General features: G+C 44.7%; 21 protein-coding genes. 10 read left to right on the top strand and 11 right to left on the bottom strand.

Annotated elements, in window-relative coordinates; genetic code table 11:
• Positions 1–152: 152 nt before the first annotated feature.
• The 5 genes from phaE to phaA all read right to left on the bottom strand — a co-directional run bounded on the left by phaE (position 153) and on the right by phaA (position 3,708).
• Complete coding sequence (gene phaE / locus O9324_RS12595; RefSeq protein WP_288140365.1) at positions 153–1,148, bottom strand: class III poly(R)-hydroxyalkanoic acid synthase subunit PhaE; 996 nt, start codon at positions 1,146–1,148, stop codon at positions 153–155.
• A gap of 79 nt (positions 1,149–1,227) precedes the next feature.
• Entirely contained in the window at positions 1,228–1,440 is a 213-nt protein-coding gene (locus O9324_RS12590) for a hypothetical protein (protein WP_002784823.1), read from the bottom strand.
• Positions 1,424–1,699: a BrnT family toxin gene (locus O9324_RS12585; protein WP_190722734.1), complete on the bottom strand. Its 276-nt coding sequence runs from the start codon at positions 1,697–1,699 to the stop codon at positions 1,424–1,426. The genes O9324_RS12590 and O9324_RS12585 overlap by 17 nt, the downstream gene beginning before the upstream one ends.
• A gap of 89 nt (positions 1,700–1,788) precedes the next feature.
• The gene (phaB, locus tag O9324_RS12580; RefSeq protein ID WP_002769589.1) at positions 1,789–2,505 is read right to left on the bottom strand and encodes an acetoacetyl-CoA reductase PhaB; all 717 of its coding nucleotides are present in this window, start codon (positions 2,503–2,505) and stop codon (positions 1,789–1,791) included.
• A gap of 12 nt (positions 2,506–2,517) precedes the next feature.
• Positions 2,518–3,708: an acetyl-CoA acetyltransferase PhaA gene (gene phaA / locus O9324_RS12575; protein WP_288140364.1), complete on the bottom strand. Its 1,191-nt coding sequence runs from the start codon at positions 3,706–3,708 to the stop codon at positions 2,518–2,520.
• A 219-nt stretch (positions 3,709–3,927) separates the two neighbouring features.
• On the opposite strand from phaA, the gene O9324_RS12570 reads away from it, so the two are divergent.
• On the top strand, positions 3,928–5,058 hold the full coding sequence (locus O9324_RS12570; RefSeq protein ID WP_288140363.1) for an FAD-dependent oxidoreductase: 1,131 nt from the start codon (positions 3,928–3,930) through the stop codon (positions 5,056–5,058).
• Between the two features lie 66 nt (positions 5,059–5,124).
• Here the strand turns inward: O9324_RS12570 and O9324_RS12565 are convergent, their stop codons facing one another.
• On the bottom strand, positions 5,125–5,268 hold the full coding sequence (locus O9324_RS12565) for a hypothetical protein (protein WP_155120176.1): 144 nt from the start codon (positions 5,266–5,268) through the stop codon (positions 5,125–5,127).
• 28 nt (positions 5,269–5,296) lie between these two features.
• On the opposite strand from O9324_RS12565, the gene psbQ reads away from it, so the two are divergent.
• From psbQ to atpA, 8 genes are all read left to right on the top strand, one after another.
• The gene (gene psbQ, locus O9324_RS12560) at positions 5,297–5,737 is read left to right on the top strand and encodes a photosystem II protein PsbQ (RefSeq protein ID WP_045360899.1); all 441 of its coding nucleotides are present in this window, start codon (positions 5,297–5,299) and stop codon (positions 5,735–5,737) included.
• Between the two features lie 651 nt (positions 5,738–6,388).
• On the top strand, positions 6,389–6,751 hold the full coding sequence (locus O9324_RS12555; protein ID WP_002739749.1) for an ATP synthase subunit I: 363 nt from the start codon (positions 6,389–6,391) through the stop codon (positions 6,749–6,751).
• 58 nt (positions 6,752–6,809) lie between these two features.
• On the top strand, positions 6,810–7,559 hold the full coding sequence (gene atpB / locus O9324_RS12550) for a F0F1 ATP synthase subunit A (protein ID WP_002739857.1): 750 nt from the start codon (positions 6,810–6,812) through the stop codon (positions 7,557–7,559).
• Between the two features lie 231 nt (positions 7,560–7,790).
• Positions 7,791–8,036 (top strand): ATP synthase F0 subunit C, encoded by a 246-nt coding sequence (gene atpE / locus O9324_RS12545; protein ID WP_002740068.1) that lies wholly within the window; start codon positions 7,791–7,793, stop codon positions 8,034–8,036.
• A gap of 230 nt (positions 8,037–8,266) precedes the next feature.
• Positions 8,267–8,698, top strand: coding sequence for a F0F1 ATP synthase subunit B' (locus tag O9324_RS12540; RefSeq protein ID WP_002769600.1), 432 nt, complete (start codon positions 8,267–8,269; stop codon positions 8,696–8,698).
• Between the two features lie 133 nt (positions 8,699–8,831).
• Positions 8,832–9,374 carry a F0F1 ATP synthase subunit B gene (locus O9324_RS12535; RefSeq protein WP_061432323.1) on the top strand — a complete coding sequence of 181 codons (543 nt, stop codon included), beginning with the start codon at positions 8,832–8,834 and terminating at the stop codon, positions 9,372–9,374.
• Positions 9,375–9,923 carry an ATP synthase F1 subunit delta gene (atpH, locus tag O9324_RS12530; RefSeq protein ID WP_002795847.1) on the top strand — a complete coding sequence of 183 codons (549 nt, stop codon included), beginning with the start codon at positions 9,375–9,377 and terminating at the stop codon, positions 9,921–9,923.
• 68 nt (positions 9,924–9,991) lie between these two features.
• A complete protein-coding gene (atpA, locus tag O9324_RS12525; RefSeq protein ID WP_002763364.1) occupies positions 9,992–11,500 on the top strand; it encodes a F0F1 ATP synthase subunit alpha in 1,509 nt (502 codons plus the stop codon).
• 36 nt (positions 11,501–11,536) lie between these two features.
• On the opposite strand, the gene O9324_RS12520 is transcribed toward atpA, so the two are convergent.
• Positions 11,537–11,713 carry a hypothetical protein gene (locus tag O9324_RS12520; protein ID WP_288140362.1) on the bottom strand — a complete coding sequence of 59 codons (177 nt, stop codon included), beginning with the start codon at positions 11,711–11,713 and terminating at the stop codon, positions 11,537–11,539.
• Here O9324_RS12520 and O9324_RS12515 point away from each other — a divergent pair.
• Positions 11,700–12,647 (top strand): F0F1 ATP synthase subunit gamma, encoded by a 948-nt coding sequence (locus O9324_RS12515; RefSeq protein ID WP_002800073.1) that lies wholly within the window; start codon positions 11,700–11,702, stop codon positions 12,645–12,647. The genes O9324_RS12520 and O9324_RS12515 overlap by 14 nt on opposite strands.
• Before the next feature lie 332 nt (positions 12,648–12,979).
• Here O9324_RS12515 and O9324_RS12510 read toward each other — a convergent pair whose 3' ends face one another.
• The 4 genes from O9324_RS12510 to O9324_RS12495 all read right to left on the bottom strand — a co-directional run bounded on the left by O9324_RS12510 (position 12,980) and on the right by O9324_RS12495 (position 15,351).
• Complete coding sequence (locus O9324_RS12510) at positions 12,980–13,354, bottom strand: putative quinol monooxygenase (RefSeq protein ID WP_288140361.1); 375 nt, start codon at positions 13,352–13,354, stop codon at positions 12,980–12,982.
• A 263-nt stretch (positions 13,355–13,617) separates the two neighbouring features.
• On the bottom strand, positions 13,618–14,418 hold the full coding sequence (locus O9324_RS12505; RefSeq protein WP_288140360.1) for a formylglycine-generating enzyme family protein: 801 nt from the start codon (positions 14,416–14,418) through the stop codon (positions 13,618–13,620).
• Positions 14,419–14,621: 203 nt separating this feature from the next.
• The gene (locus O9324_RS12500; protein WP_288140359.1) at positions 14,622–15,107 is read right to left on the bottom strand and encodes a PIN domain-containing protein; all 486 of its coding nucleotides are present in this window, start codon (positions 15,105–15,107) and stop codon (positions 14,622–14,624) included.
• Positions 15,100–15,351 carry a UPF0175 family protein gene (locus O9324_RS12495; protein WP_288140358.1) on the bottom strand — a complete coding sequence of 84 codons (252 nt, stop codon included), beginning with the start codon at positions 15,349–15,351 and terminating at the stop codon, positions 15,100–15,102. The genes O9324_RS12500 and O9324_RS12495 overlap by 8 nt, the downstream gene beginning before the upstream one ends.
• Between the last annotated feature and the right edge of the window lie 116 nt (positions 15,352–15,467).

Genomic DNA, 15,467 nt, shown 5'->3' with positions numbered 1-15,467 from the left:
GATAACTGATAACTGATAACTGATAACTGATAACTGATAACTGATAACTGATAACTGATAACTGATAACTGATAACTGATAACTGATAACTGATAACTGATAACTGATAACTGATAACTGATAACTGATAACTGATTGTCAAGCACAATTAACTAATTGTTACTTTCTACTGCTTTTTTTTCTCCTAAAGCTTTTTTGAGACTTTTTACCTCTTTGCGTAATTCATAGACAGTCCGATGAATTTCATCGACTTCGCTGCGGGTAGGCAGATTCATTGAGCGCAGGTAAATTTCCATTAAATCCTGCTGTTTGAGGCGATAATCATTGAGGGAATTAATAAATTTTCCCCTTACTTTTAGGTTTTCTGGTTGACAAAAAGCCTTTTCAAAAATATCATCAGCGACGACACTCCACACATCTTGAAATTCTCGCCAATTCTTGACAGGTTGACCTTTTTCTGCTAGGAAAACTAATTTTTTAGTTAAAGCTTCAAAGGATTTAACTTGAATATCAGCCAGCACAATTTGATAGTTAATACTAGCTTGATAAAGAACGCGCCAAGTTTCAAAACTATCGAGTAATTTGCGGTTAAATTCTCGCGGCAATCCCAATAAAGGCATCTGTAACCATTGGCCAAAAGTTTCATCATAAAACTTCTGCCAATAGATATTATTGAGTTCGATCAAAGAAGAAGTATTACCTAACCAAGCTTTAGTTATTGTATCATTTGACAGGACGAAAGGATCGAACCATAAATGATTGATACTTTGCAATTGTTGCAGGTAAATTGTCCATAGTTGACTGACATCTTGACTACTTTGGGAAGTGGTGGTAGTAAAACTATTCAGTTGACCGCGCATCTGTTGGGTATAATTATCTAAAATTGTTTGCCAGTCTTCTCCTGTTTGCATTTTTGGGAAGATACTTTCCCAAGCTTCCATCGATAATTTTAGGAATTTGATCAATAAATCCCGATTATCAAAATAGCGCTGGGTTGCCTCTTGCAATTCTGGTTTAATATTGCCCATAGGAGTCGGTATCGCCCCCATCATATCAAACCAACTTGACCACATTTTTGCCCCGGTTTCTGTCCAAAGATTGACGTAATCGGCGGCCATCTCACTCCAAGCTTGTGTCGGTTTATCCATTATTTTTGCCCTTTTCCTTTAACGCTGATTTCGCTAGTTTACTAACCCACCCTACACCCGATAACTGATAACTGATAAGTCATATTTTTCCAGACTTGGCAATTTTTGCTAGTAATCTTAACGCTTCATTGACTGAGGCTGAATCTTGAAAAATTTCCGCCACATCGGGATCGAGAATTATCACATTACTAGCCTGTCGATAAGCTTGATAATATTTGCCACGAATACCACCAGAAAAGTCATATTCAGTCCGCATCTCGTCATTAACCGTTTCTTCAGACTCCTGATTCATAATTTTTTCTCTCCTGTTTACTAGCTAAACGGGCGCTAATTAAGCGAATCTCATTTTCTCTTTCTGTATGGGATATGACTAACAGCTTTTGTGATTTTGACTGTCCTATCGTCAGAAAACGAAACTCGCCCACTGAATGATCGGGATCTAAAATCGTTACGGCCAATGGATCCCCAAATACGGTCACTGCTTCTTCAAAAGATATACTATGTTTTTTGATGTTGTTATTTGCCTTGTCTTGATCCCATTGAAATTTCATAGATTTATGCTACTATCAAGCAACTTAGCAGGGACAATAACCAACACATTTTCCATCTTTGAATTAGATAACTGATAACTGATAACTGATTAGGTGTGATGGGCCCCATTAACTCTGAGGACTTCTCCAGAGACATAACTGCTGGCAACAGGAGAGAGTAAATAGGCAGTTGCCCAGGCGATATCTGCGGGTTCACCGAAGCGACGACAGGGAATTTCGGCAGTGATTTTATCGCGAACTTTATCGGGAATCGCTAAAGTCATTTCCGTGTTAATAAACCCTGGTGCGATCGCATTGGCGCGAATATTATAACGGGCAGCTTCTCGCGCTAAGGATTTGACTAAACCGATAACTGCCGCTTTTGTGGCCGCGTAATTAGTTTGGCCGGCATTACCACGATCACCAGAAATAGAACTAATACAAACGATCGATCCCGCTTTTCGTTCGTACATTCCCTCAATAAACGGTTTAATCGTGTGATTAACCCCTTTTAAGTTGACATTAATCACTAAATCCCAATCTAGCGGCGTTAATTTAGGGAAAAAGTTATCTCTGGTAATCCCCGCGTTAGCGACGATACCGTAAACCGGTCCCAATTCCGCTTCAATTTGTTTAGCTGCCGCTGCCATGGATTCCAACTTAGTCACGTCGGCGACAATGCCTAAACCCTGGGGATTATCGGCGACTAAATCCGTGTAGGCCACCTTGGCCCCCAAATCTATCAAAAGAGAGACAATAGCCGCCCCAATGCCTCGATTTCCGCCCGTAACGACGATAACTTTCTCCTCTAGTCCCAGAGATACCATAGCTTTTTCCTCCTAAACTCTTTCAATTGCGATCGCTGTTCCGCCACCGGTCCCATGACAGATGGCCGCCATACCGAGGGTTTTATCCTGTACTTTCAACGCGTTAATTAACGTCACCAGAATCCGCGCTCCGGAAGCACCGATGGGATGACCTAATGCGATCGCACCACCGTGAACGTTTTGTTTTTCCCTCGCTAACCCCAGATCCATCTCAAAAAGCAGATTATTTAAGGCAAAAGCTTCGTTATTTTCCACTAAATCGAAATCTTCGATCGTTTTATCTAAAGATGCCAGTAATTTTTTCACCGCGAGGACTGGAAATTCTGGGAAGCGATCGGTTTTTCCAGCACCCACAGCGCCGCCAAGGATTTTGGCAATTGGTTTTAAACCGTACTGATCCACAGCTTTTTGACTGGCTAAAAGGATAGCGGCGGCCCCATCGGAAATCTGACTACTATTCCCCGCGGTTAAAACTCCCGACGGATTAAAAGCCGGCCGCAGTTTTCCTAAACCTTCTGGGGTACTATCGGAACGAATACCCTCATCTTGAGCGATAATTGTGGAACCTTTCTTAGATTTAAGCTCAATTGGCACGATTTCACCGTTAAACCAGCCTTTTTCTGTGGCTGTGGCCGCTCTTTGGTGGGATAAGGCGGCAATTTCATCTAATGCTTGCCGAGAGACACCGCGATCGAGACAGAGGCGATCGACTTGGGAACCCATAACCTCAGCCGTGGTAGCATCGGTTAAGCCATCGTGGAGTAATAGGTCGGTTAATTGTTCCGGCGCACCCATGAGGAATTTATAACCCCACCGGGCCCGATGGGAGAGAAAAAAGCCAGTTTGGGACATGGATTCAATGCCACCGGCGAGGACGAGATCCGCTTCTCCAGCGCGAATTGAGGTAGCAGCGTTACTAACGGCAATCATTCCCGAAGAACAAACCATATCCACCCGATATCCGTCCACGCTTACGGGAATTCCTGCTTTAATCGCCGCTTGTCGGGGAATTAACTGACCATGACCCGATCCCAAAACATTGCCGAAAATATACAAATCTAGGGCTTCTGGGGGCAAATTAGCGATTTCTAGGGCAGATTTCATCACTGTTGCCCCTAAATCCGCCGGGGATAATCCGATTAATCCCCCACCAAAACGACCAATTGGAGTCCGGACAGCGGCCACGATATAAACTTCTTGCATAGACTTCTCTCTATTGGGAAGCGAAGATACTAGATAGAATTTACTTAAGAATATCGAGTCCGAAAAAAGCCAAATGCCAATTGACTGTCATTGGTTAAAAGCTCCTGGCCCCGATGTCTTGAGTTTTTGTCTATCCACTCTCGATTTTGCAACAGAATTTCTGTGTCAGAAGATATATTCATTAGAATTTAACTTTTCTGGCAGCAATCCCCTTTTTTTATGGATTTAGTCAAGCGCCTAGTTTTTATCGGTGGTGGCCATAGTCATGCGATCGCTCTTCGTCTTTGGGGGCAATCACCCCTAAAAAACGTTCAATTAACTTTAATTAGCGATGTCACCCATACCCCCTATTCGGGAATGTTACCCGGCCACATCGCCGGTTTTTATGATTTTGCCGAGACTCATATCGATTTACCTTCTCTAGCTAGGTATTCTCAAGCGCAATTCTGTTTAGACAAGGCTAATTTCATAGATACGGAAAAATGTCAAGTAACTTGTAATAATTCTTTACAGATTCCCTTTGATTATCTCTCGATCGATATCGGCAGCATCCCGGCAGTAGATAATGTTATCGGTGCTAAAGAGTACGCTATTCCCGCCAAACCAGTGCCGATTTTTCGGGAAGGATGGCAAGAAATCCTCAAAAAAGCGGTTAGTAACCCCAATAATACTCTAAATATCGTCATTGTTGGTGGAGGCGCGGGCGGGGTCGAATTAGCTTTAAATATGCAGTCCCGTTTGGACAAAATTCTCAACTCTAGCAGTAATTTGAATTTATCTCTAATTCATCGAGGAAAAAAACTCCTACCAGCCCATAATAATTGGGTCGGTCAACGTTTAGAGAATATTTGTCAACAAAGGGGAATTAGATTATATTTATCAACGGATGTGACGGCAGTACAAGCAGATCAGATTATCTGTTCATCGGGGTTAGTTTTGCCCACAGATTATACAATTTGGGTAACGGCTGCCTCGGCCCCTAGTTGGATAAAAGCGTCAGGATTACTGACAGATGAAAAAGGGTTTATTTTAGTGAATAATTATCTGCAATCTCTTTCCCATCCCCATATTTTTGCCGTGGGAGATATTGCCACGATTCCAGATTATCCCCGTCCGAAAGCGGGAGTTTTTGCCGTCCGACAAGGAAAACCCCTGTTCGATAATTTAGCAAGAATTCTGCAAAATAGGCCACTAAAACCCTATTTTCCCCAGAAAAATTATCTGAGTTTAATCGGGACAGGAGACCAACAAGCGATCGCATCTTGGGGCAGTTTTGGCTGGCAATCACCGTTATTATGGTTATGGAAAGATCGGATCGATCGAGCTTTTATGAAACAGTTTAAGCTGTAATCAATAAGTAGGTAGGTGTTAAAAATTATCAGACACCCCCTTTATCAAGGGGGGATTAAGGGGGGATCAGAGGCAAAATTGCTGATTATCGTCCAATAACACCGAGTTATTGTCAAGGCCGTTGGGAGTAAAATCTGATTTGGGAATCCCACAACCTGATAAAGTAAAAATCGTCCCGATACCTTGACTGGTTAAGGGAGAGAACGTCAATAGCTTGTTAAATAGTACATATAAACCAATGCCACGTCTTCGCTCGATTATTTCCCTAGTTTTAGTCCTAGTTACTACCCTGCTGGTTAGCTGCAGTGGTCCCCAAGCAACTATCCCCACCGTTTACAGTCCGCAAAAAATCGAACAGTTACAGGTTTACATCCAACCCATAGAAGGATTTCGCGAAAAAATGAGCGTTTTGCAAGACCTCATCGCTGACAAAAATTGGGTAGATACTCGCACCTATATCCACGGTCCTTTGGGGCAATTGCGTCAGGAAATGGTAGGATTATCCCGTAATTTACTGCCCAAAGACCAAGAAAAAGCCAAGCAGTTAGCGAAAAATCTTTTCGTTCACTTTGAACGTATCGATGCGGCAGCCAAAGAAAAAGATGCTAGTCTCGCTGCTAATCAATTCCAAGAAGCATTAAAAGACTTCGATGCTTTCTTAAATATTGTTCCTAGTTAGTTTTTATCAGTGATCAGTTATCAGTGATCAGTTATCAGCTTTTTTAAAAAATCTCCGGCTTTTTGCCTAGAGATTGTTGTCAGAGAGAAGCACACAAAAACTTTTTTTCTTATTTATAGCAGCAAATTTTAACCCCCCGCCAAGGGCAAGGATGATATTGGTTAAAATGATCAAGCTGGCACTCAAACCATCAAACCCTGATGCTGAAAAACTTTCCAGAAAAAATTTTTCTTTTAGGGTAGGGGGTAGGGGTAAATTTTTCTTCAGGTTCGGGTTTATTGAGGAGTGGGGACAAGAAACAATGTCCTCAAAAACACAGTTATCGCAGTTATCTTAATAGTGAGGTAGGAAGTCTCTGGTTTTAGGGAACAGGCAAGAGGGAGCGCCGGAGTTGGGGAAGTGGGGAGAAAGGAGCAGGGGAGGGGGGGAGAAAAAAGCTGACGGCTGCGAGCGGGGGGAATCAAGACAATTTACAATTGCTTAATAATTGTTGCCACTGCCGTGATAATATGTCTTGTGGCTTACCTGAGCGTCATAGCTGGGAAAGCAATCCAGATATTGAGATTAGTCTATCGCTGATTTAGGTGTACCTTGTCTGACCCATCGATCGAATCTCCCCCAACCCCAGAAACTAACCCGCCGTCAGATCCGATGCGGGAATACTATCAACTACAAAACACCCTATTGATCACCACCCTGATCTTAAGCGGTCTGATCTTTATCCCCGTGTGGCTGTTTTATTCCCTCAATACTGCCCTTAATTACCTATTAGGGGCAATGGTGGGAGTCGTTTATCTAAAACTCCTCGCCGGGGAAGTGGAAAAATTGGGGGTAACGAAAAATCGGGTAGGCAAAAAAGGATTAGCCCTATTCGCTGGATTAATCATCATCGCCAGTCGTTGGCAAGAACTGCACATAGTGCCGGTTTTTTTGGGTTTTTTGACCTATAAAGGCGCAATCATCGTCTATACCCTGCAAACCATCTTCAAGCTGGAGCAGAAAGCCGATTCCTAAACCCTTTAACCGTTCAAAATAACCCTGATTTGCGAACCTGAATCTCCCCAAGGTGGAAATGTTAGACAGTTTAAGTGTGCTTAATTTTTATAGTCTCGCTTCCCTGGAAGTGGGACAACACTGGTACTGGCACATCGGCGGACTAAAAATTCACGGGCAAGTGATCGCGGTCTCCTGGATCGTCTTCGCTATCTTAATCATCGCCTCGATCGCCGCTACCCGCAAGATACAGAAAGTCCCTAGCGGTATTCAAAACCTCATGGAGTACGTTCTCGAATTTCTGCGCGATTTAGCCAAAAACCAGCTAGGAGAAAAGGAATATCGACCCTGGTTGCCCTTCATCGGCACCCTATTTTTATTTATTTTCGTTTCTAACTGGTTAGGGGCCTTGATTCCTTGGAAGTTAATCGAACTGCCCGAAGGGGAATTAGCCGCCCCCACTAACGACATCAATACCACGGTGGCGTTAGCCCTACTGACTTCCCTCGCTTACTTCTACGCGGGCATCAGTAAAAAAGGACTCGGTTACTTCGCTCACTACCTAGAGCCGATTCCCGTGCTATTACCGATCAAAATTTTAGAAGACTTTACCAAACCCCTCTCCCTCAGCTTCCGTCTTTTCGGAAACATCCTCGCGGATGAGTTGGTAGTGGCAGTATTAGTCTTCCTTGTCCCCCTAGTCGTACCCCTACCCCTGATGGCTCTCGGTTTATTTACCAGCGCTATTCAGGCCCTTGTCTTCGCCACCCTTGCCGGGGCCTATATCCATGAGGCCCTGGAATCGGAACACGAAGAAGAACACGCTTAAAAGCGAGGGACGAAAAAAAGAAAAATTTCTTAGGAAAAAGTGTCCAAATAATAGGATAATAACTAAGAAATTATTGGTCGAATTCAGGATGAGCAACTGAATTCCAGGATCGTTCTTTCCCAAAAACTCTTTCGGGAGTTTTGAGCAGAAAACCAGCCATTTTTTACGGCTGAGAACGCGCTCTGTAAACAACAGATTGAAATTGATTAGTAAATAGAGGAAAAAATCACCATGAACCCCACAGTAGCTGCCGCTTCCGTTATCGCCGCCGCCCTCGCCGTTGGTTTAGCCGCTATCGGCCCCGGTGTTGGTCAAGGTACCGCTTCTGGAGAAGCTGTTTCCGGTATCGCCCGTCAACCCGAAGCTGAAGGAAGAATTCGTGGTACCCTTCTCCTCAGCTTGGCATTCATGGAATCCTTAACCATCTACGGCTTGGTTATCGCTCTCGTTTTACTGTTCGCTAACCCCTTCGCCTAATTAAAAAAGCAGTGGGCTATCAGCCCCCAGTCCTCAGCTTGGCAGCGGAGTTTTCAAAACTCTCAAAAAACGCCCAAGCAGCCAACTAAAAAATCTGGTTTTTGGGACGGAAGGCTGATAGCTAATTAAGGGAATTTTAGTGATTCCCCCTGACTGTTTATTGTTAAAGCAGGGGGATCATCTTCCTTTTTTGAACCTGTCTATAGCTTCTATTTATCAGGAATAAATCAATGTTTGATTTCGATGCCACCCTGCCAGTGATGGCACTACAGTTTATTCTTTTGGCAGTGATCCTGAACGCCGTTTTTTATAAACCCCTCAGTAAAGTTTTAGATGAACGGGCGGAGTATATTCGGCAAACCGAAGGTGGAGCCAAAGAACAACTAGCCAAAACCGAAGCACTGGTACAAGAGTACGAATTGCAATTAAGTTCGGCTCGTAAACAATCCCAAGAGATTATCGCCCAAGCGCAAGCCGAGGCCCAAAAACTAGCCAGCGAACGAGTTGCCGCAGCCCAAAAAGAAGCGATCGCCCGTAAGGAAGCCGTCGCCGCCGAAATTGCCCAACAGAAAGAAGAAGCCTTTCGTTCTCTAGAAGGACAAGTGGCCTCTCTTTCCCGTCAAATTCTCGAAAAACTCCTCGGCCCCGAACTCGTTCGCTAAACCCCAGCCATTGGTTAATAACAGTGATCAGTAAAAAGATAGAACTCAGTCGTCAGGAGTTAGAAGACTGATAACTTACCTCTGATAACTGATAACTGATAACTGAATAACCTACTCCCCGCCCTCAATAATCATGATCATCGACACAGTTTTATTATTAGCCACGGAGGCGAAGGAAGCGGCAGCAGAAGGATTCGGCATCAACACCGATATCTTAGGAACTAACCTATTTAACCTCTCGATTCTGCTCGGTTTAATCATCTTCTACGGCCGCAAAGTTCTCGGACAAATCCTCGGAGAACGTCAGTCGAAGATTGCGGAAGCTTTAGCCGAAGCTGAAAACCGGAAAAATATTGCCGCTACCGCCCTCGCCGAAGAACAGAAAAAACTCGCCCTGGCAAAACAAGAGGCGGAAAAAATTATCGATAACTCTCGATCTAGAGCTAAAGCTGTCACCGCCGACATCGCCGCCCAAGCCGAACTCGATATTCAAAGAATGCGCGAAAGTGCCGCTAAAGATCTCTCGGCGGAACAGGATCGCGTTTTAGTAGAATTACGCCAAAGAATTACCGCTTTAGCCTTAGCTAACGTGGAATCCCAGTTAAGCACCGGCCTGGAAGAATCGGTACAACAAACCCTAATTGATCGCAGTTTGGCCAACCTAGGAGGTAAATAGATGCAGGGAAGTTTAATCAGTTCAGAAATCGCCGAACCCTACGCCCAAGCATTACTTTCCGTCGCCCAAAGCAGCGGACAATTAGAAGCGATCGGCGGCGAAATTAAATCCCTCTTAGAATTGTTGGAAAATGCTCCCGATCTAAGAGCTTTTATCGGCAATCCCGTCATCAAAGAAGAAGCTAAAAAAGCCGTTCTTTCCCAAGTAATGGGAACCAGTGCCAATCCCTATTTAACTAACTTCATGATGTTATTAGTCGATAAACGTCGGATTCAATTTTTAGAACCCGTTTGTCAACAATATCTCACCCTGGCTAGAGTGCTGACTAACACCGTTTTAGCGGAAGTTTCCTCGGCCACCGAATTGAACGATAGCCAAAAACAAATCGTCATCGACAAAGTGAAAACCCTGACCGGGGCGAATGTGGTCGAACTGAAAACCAAAGTTGATACCAGCCTGATCGGTGGTGTGGTGATCAAAGTCGGTTCTCAGGTCTTTGATGCCAGCATTCGCGGTCAACTACAACGCCTCAGCCTCTCCCTGCGCTAAGGTCATCTAATCTCCCTTTTTTGCCGTTTTTTCACCTTCTAATTTTTTACTTTTTCCCAGATTAAACTATGGTAGCTATCAGACCCGACGAAATTAGCACGATTATTCGTCAACAGATCGAATCCTATAACCAAGAAGTACAGGTCTCCAACGTGGGAACCGTCCTGCAAGTGGGTGACGGTACTGCCCGCATCTACGGCCTACAACAAGCCATGTCGGGAGAACTATTAGAATTTGAAGATGGAACCGTCGGCATCGCCCTTAACCTCGAAGAAGATAACGTCGGTGCAGTGTTAATGGGTGACGGTTTCGGGATTAAAGAAGGCGGTACGGTGAAAGCTACCGGTAAAATCGCTCAGGTTCCCGTGGGTGAAGCCTTAGTCGGCCGCGTGGTTGATGCTCTCGGTCGTCCCATCGACGGTAAAGGGGACATCCTCGCCAGCGAAACCCGTCTGGTGGAATCCCCCGCCCCCGGTATTGTCGCTCGCAAATCCGTCTGTGAACCGATGCAAACCGGCATTACCGCTATCGATGCCATGATTCCCGTCGGTCGTGGTCAACGGGAGTTAATTATCGGTGACAGAAAAACCGGTAAAACAGCGATCGCCATTGACACGATCATTAACCAGAAAAGCGAAGACGTGATCTGTGTCTATGTCGCCATCGGTCAAAAAGCCTCCACCGTCGCCCAAGTAATCGACACCCTCACCCAAAGAGGCGCCATGGATTACACCGTGGTGGTGGCCGCTAACGCTAACGACCCCGCCACCCTCCAGTATATCGCCCCCTACACCGGAGCTTCGATCGCCGAATACTTCATGTATAAAGGCAAAGCGACCCTAGTTATCTACGATGACCTCACCAAACAGGCTCAAGCTTATCGTCAGCTATCCCTGCTCATGCGTCGTCCTCCCGGTCGGGAAGCTTACCCCGGCGACGTTTTCTATCTCCACTCCCGTTTACTAGAGCGCGCCGCTAAACTCAGCGATGCCCTCGGTGGTGGCAGCATGACCGCCCTGCCGATTATCGAAACCCAAGCAGGTGACGTTTCTGCCTACATTCCCACCAATGTAATTTCGATTACTGACGGTCAGATCTTCCTCTCCACCGACCTCTTTAACGCTGGTTTCCGTCCCGCTATTAACGCTGGTATTTCCGTATCCCGCGTGGGTTCGGCGGCCCAAACGAAAGCGATGAAGAAAGTTGCCGGTAAATTAAAACTCGAATTAGCCCAGTTTGACGAATTAGAAGCTTTTGCTCAATTCGCTTCTGACCTTGATGCGGCCACCCAAGCACAACTCGCTCGCGGTCAACGTCTGCGTCAAATCCTCAAACAGCCCCAAAACTTCCCCCTCGCCGTTTGGGAACAGGTGGCGGTGGTTTATGCCGGTTTAAACGGTTATCTCGACGATATCGCCACCGATAAAGTTATCGATTTCTGCACCGGTTTACGGGAATACCTGAAAACCAGCAAACCTCGCTACGTTGAGATCGTCAGCACTGAAAAACAACTCAACGACGAAGCGGAAGGCCTGCTCAAAGATGGCATCAACGAGTACAAACAGGCTTTTAAATAATCTCGGTAATCAGTAAATGAATGTTGGTAATGGGGGTTAGGTTTTGGGGGATGGGGTGTTGAGGTTTTGGGGTTTTGGGGTATGAGTTGAAATTTCTCTATCTCCCCATTTCCCTGTTTTCCCACCTCTCCATTCCCTCCTAAACCCCGACTCTTGACTGATAACTGATAACTGATAACTGATAACTGATAACTGAATTATGCCTAATCTCAAAGCGATTCGCGACCAAATTCAATCGGTCAAAAATACCAAAAAAATTACCGAGGCCATGCGTCTGGTGGCGGCCGCAAAAGTGCGCCGCGCCCAAGAACAAGTTCTCTGTACCCGTCCTTTTGCCGATGCCCTCGCTCAGGTCCTTTATAATCTGCAAGGTCGTTTAGCCTTTAGTGATGTTAATTTACCCCTGCTGGCCCAACGGGAAGTAAAAACCGTGGCTCTGTTGGTAGTGACAGGCGATCGAGGTCTTTGTGGCGGTTATAATACTAACGTCATCCGTCGTGCCGAACAACGGATGAATGAGTTAAAAGAGCAAGGGATTAACTATCAATTAGTTGTTGCCGGCCGGAAAGCGGCACAATATTTCGAGCGCCGGAATGCTCCCATTGCCGCTAAATTTATCAACCTCGAACAGATTCCCACTGCCGATGAAGCTGGCACTATTGGGGATGAATTGCTTTCCTTATTTTTATCGGAAACTGTTGATCGCGTCGAGTTAATTTATACTCGTTTTATCTCCCTGATCAGTGCCACTCCGGTGATTCAAACCCTGTTACCTTTAACTACCCAAGGTTTAGCGGTACAGGATGACGAGATTTTCCGTTTGGTGACTAAAGAAGGAAAATTTAAGGTACAACGGGAAAAAATGGCCAGCCAACCGGCGCAGGTTTTTCCCCAAGACATGATTTTTGAGCAGAATCCCGTCCAAATCCTCGATTCTCTCCTACCTTTGTACTTAAATAACCAATTACTGCGCGCCCTCCAGGAATCGGCAGCGAGTGAATTAGCAGCCCGGATGACGGCGATGAGTAACGCCAGCGAGAACGCCAGCGAGTTAATCGGGACTTTAAGCCGTACCTACAACAAGGCGCGTCAAGCCGCTATTACCCAAGAATTGCTAGAAGTAGTAGCGGGAGCCAACGCTCTCTAGGTTTAAGCCATTTTTTCTTCTGATTATCAGTAGGAGTGATTATTTTCACTCCTTTTTTTTCGTTTAGATAGGGTTTGCGGCAAAAAGTACGGGCGAAGCATTCGGATAGAAAATCTAAGGTTTCACCGATAGGTTATTGCCCGAATGCTTCGCCCCTACAGGACGCGGGCCGATGAAGATGCAAGGTTTTGAACCACGATTCTCTCAAAATCTTGCACCTGTGAGAGCAAAACAGGACCCTAAAACTCTTACCTCGTCTATATTTCACATTTATTCAGCAAACCCTACTTACACTCTCTAGTTTACTTTTTCTCTTTTCTGTCAGTCTGGGGTTAAGCTTCGCTGGTGCGGCGAATACCTTCGTCGAGAATGAAGAACTGAGGGTTAAGAGAAGCCAACGGCTCCCGCAGCTTTTCGATTTCGGCAGCGGGAGCGTGAACTTCTAGGCGAATAATCTTGGCGATTTTGAGAAGTTCGTCTAGCAGTTCCCCGACGTTTTGCAGGTGGGCAAGAACTGCGGAAACATCGACGTAACCCTCGCGGCAATGAAGAATATTACCGCTAAAGGAAAAAGCATAATGGATACAGCCCTCTTCGGTGCGGGTTCTCTCAATGAACTTGGGGCTTAGTTCCTTGAACGCAGCAATTTTTCCTTCTGGTACTTCAAAGTAGGGTACTAGGGTACAGCAAGTATCGATTTTGAACATCAGATTCTCCTTTTAGGTGGTGCGGAGGGATATCCCGCGTTTGTGGTCTCTTCTGTCAGTCTTGAAAATTTTAACGAATTTACGTCGTTTCAGGCTAGGAGAAATCAAGGTTGCAACCCACTTTGACAAAAGAGAGATAAGCTAAGACGCATTTAAACCGCTTATTCTTAAGATTAGCCGAATTTCCCCCAATCCCTTTACTATACCCCACAGAAAACGGGTTTCTCCGAGAAACCCGTTTTCTACTCATGCCAGAAAAAGAGTTACAAAGTCCTCCCAGCACCGCACACCACCCGAAAACCGCAGGTGTTGATGCTGAACCCGCGGCGGAAGTCGTTGTCGCGGAAAGCGGAACGGCAGAAATCAGGATCGTTGTACCAAGAACCGCCCCGCAGAGCTTTATATGCCTGATTTTGCTGTTTTTTGCTCTTTTTTATCTCCTCATAGTTTTCGCGCCAATCATCTTGACACCACTCCCAGACATTTCCGTGCATATCATATAAACCAAAGTCGTTGGCGTAGAATTGCCCAACAGGGGTGGTTTTTTGGAGATTGTTATTATAGTTGGCTAAATCTGGGGTAAGAATTTCCCCAAAGTGATAGGGGGGGTAGGTTTCTCCTTTGTCGAGATTTAAGGGTTTGGTTTGCGCTCGACAAGCGTACTCCCACTCAGCTTCCGTTGGTAGCCTATATTTTCTTTTACTTAATTTAGATAGCCTTTGGCAAAATTCGACGGCATCTAACCAAGATACCCTTTCAACGGGGTTTGTGCTGCCTTTAAACTCCGATGGCTCTGGTTTTAAATCTTGCTCTACTTTTAAATCTTCTCTTTGGGCAATATATAACCATTGAGCTTGGGTAATGGGATAAATACCCATCAAGAAGTTTTTCAGGGTAACGTTGTGTTGGGGCTTTTCACTTTTATTACTACTTTCTTGTTCTGAAGAACCCATTGTAAAGGTTCCCGATGGTATTTTGACTAATTCTATGTCTAGGTCATCGGTGAGTTTTTCTCTATAGATTAAAAGACGTTTTTGGGTCTTTTGGATGATTATTGTAGGCATAAGTAGGGTTTGCTGAATAAATATGAAATATAGACGAGGTAAGGGTTTTAGTGTTCTGTATCGGCCCGCGTCCTGTAGGGGCGAAGCATTCGGGCATAACCTATCGGTGAAACCGTAGATTTTCTATCCGAATGCTTCGCCCGTACTTTTTCAGCAAGCCCTAAGTAAGTGATTATAATTAAATTAAAAATTGATTTTATACTCTATCCTTCACCAGCTAATTTTAACACAGAAGTACGAGTAGTGGCATCTAAGCGAAACTTCAGCAATTCTAGTTGATTAAGAATTGGCTCAATACGGTGTAGATAACCATTTTGTTTAGCCTTTAATAATATTCCCATTGTGCCAGTGAGTTTTATTCCTAATAAATTTGCATATCGTCTCGCCAAACCATCATCAAGTAAAGCGAGAGAATCGGGAATTTCTATTGCTAAAGCTAATACTTCTTTTTCTCCTTTTCCTAAATCAGTGACAAGGGGTAAAAGAGAAACTGATTTTGCTTGTTGAATAATTATCCAACTTAAGGAGGTTATATCAGGTAAAGAGATTCCAGAAGCTTTTCCAACGGCTAACTCTTGAGCTACTGAAAAAGGAATAATTATCTGTCCGTAAAAGTTCGGTAGTAAGTCAAGTAAGTTAGTCTGATAGAGGTATTGAATCGGTGATGTATCGGCAATGACGTTAGGCATTAGCCAGATCCTCGATTAATTCTGTTTCCTTGAGTCGGAAGGTATCAACTCCATAGTCTGCAAGTTTAGAGAGAAAAACAACTCGCGGAATACCTGCTAAGTTGGCAGCAGTGCCAGAGGAAAGTTTTCCCAATTCATAAAGTTTAATGGCAGCAAGAAGAGAGATTTCCTGTGCTAGTTGTTCTGGGGTGAGATGTAAAGCGAGAGCGGTTTCATCGGGTAGGGAAAGAGTGATTTGGTACATGATGAATCCTAGGATTAATTGATTGTAGGTTTGATTGTAGGTTTGATTGTAGGTTTGATTGTAGGGTTGATAGGTTTGATTCTAGGTTTGATTGTAGGGTTGATTCTAGGTTTGAT

The sequence above is a fragment of the Microcystis sp. LE19-84.1B genome (genome assembly GCF_027531875.1).
Lineage (GTDB): Bacteria > Cyanobacteriota > Cyanobacteriia > Cyanobacteriales > Microcystaceae > Microcystis > Microcystis panniformis.
The sequence above is the reverse complement of the archived record's forward strand: the minus strand, read 5'-3'. Positions and strand labels throughout refer to the sequence as shown.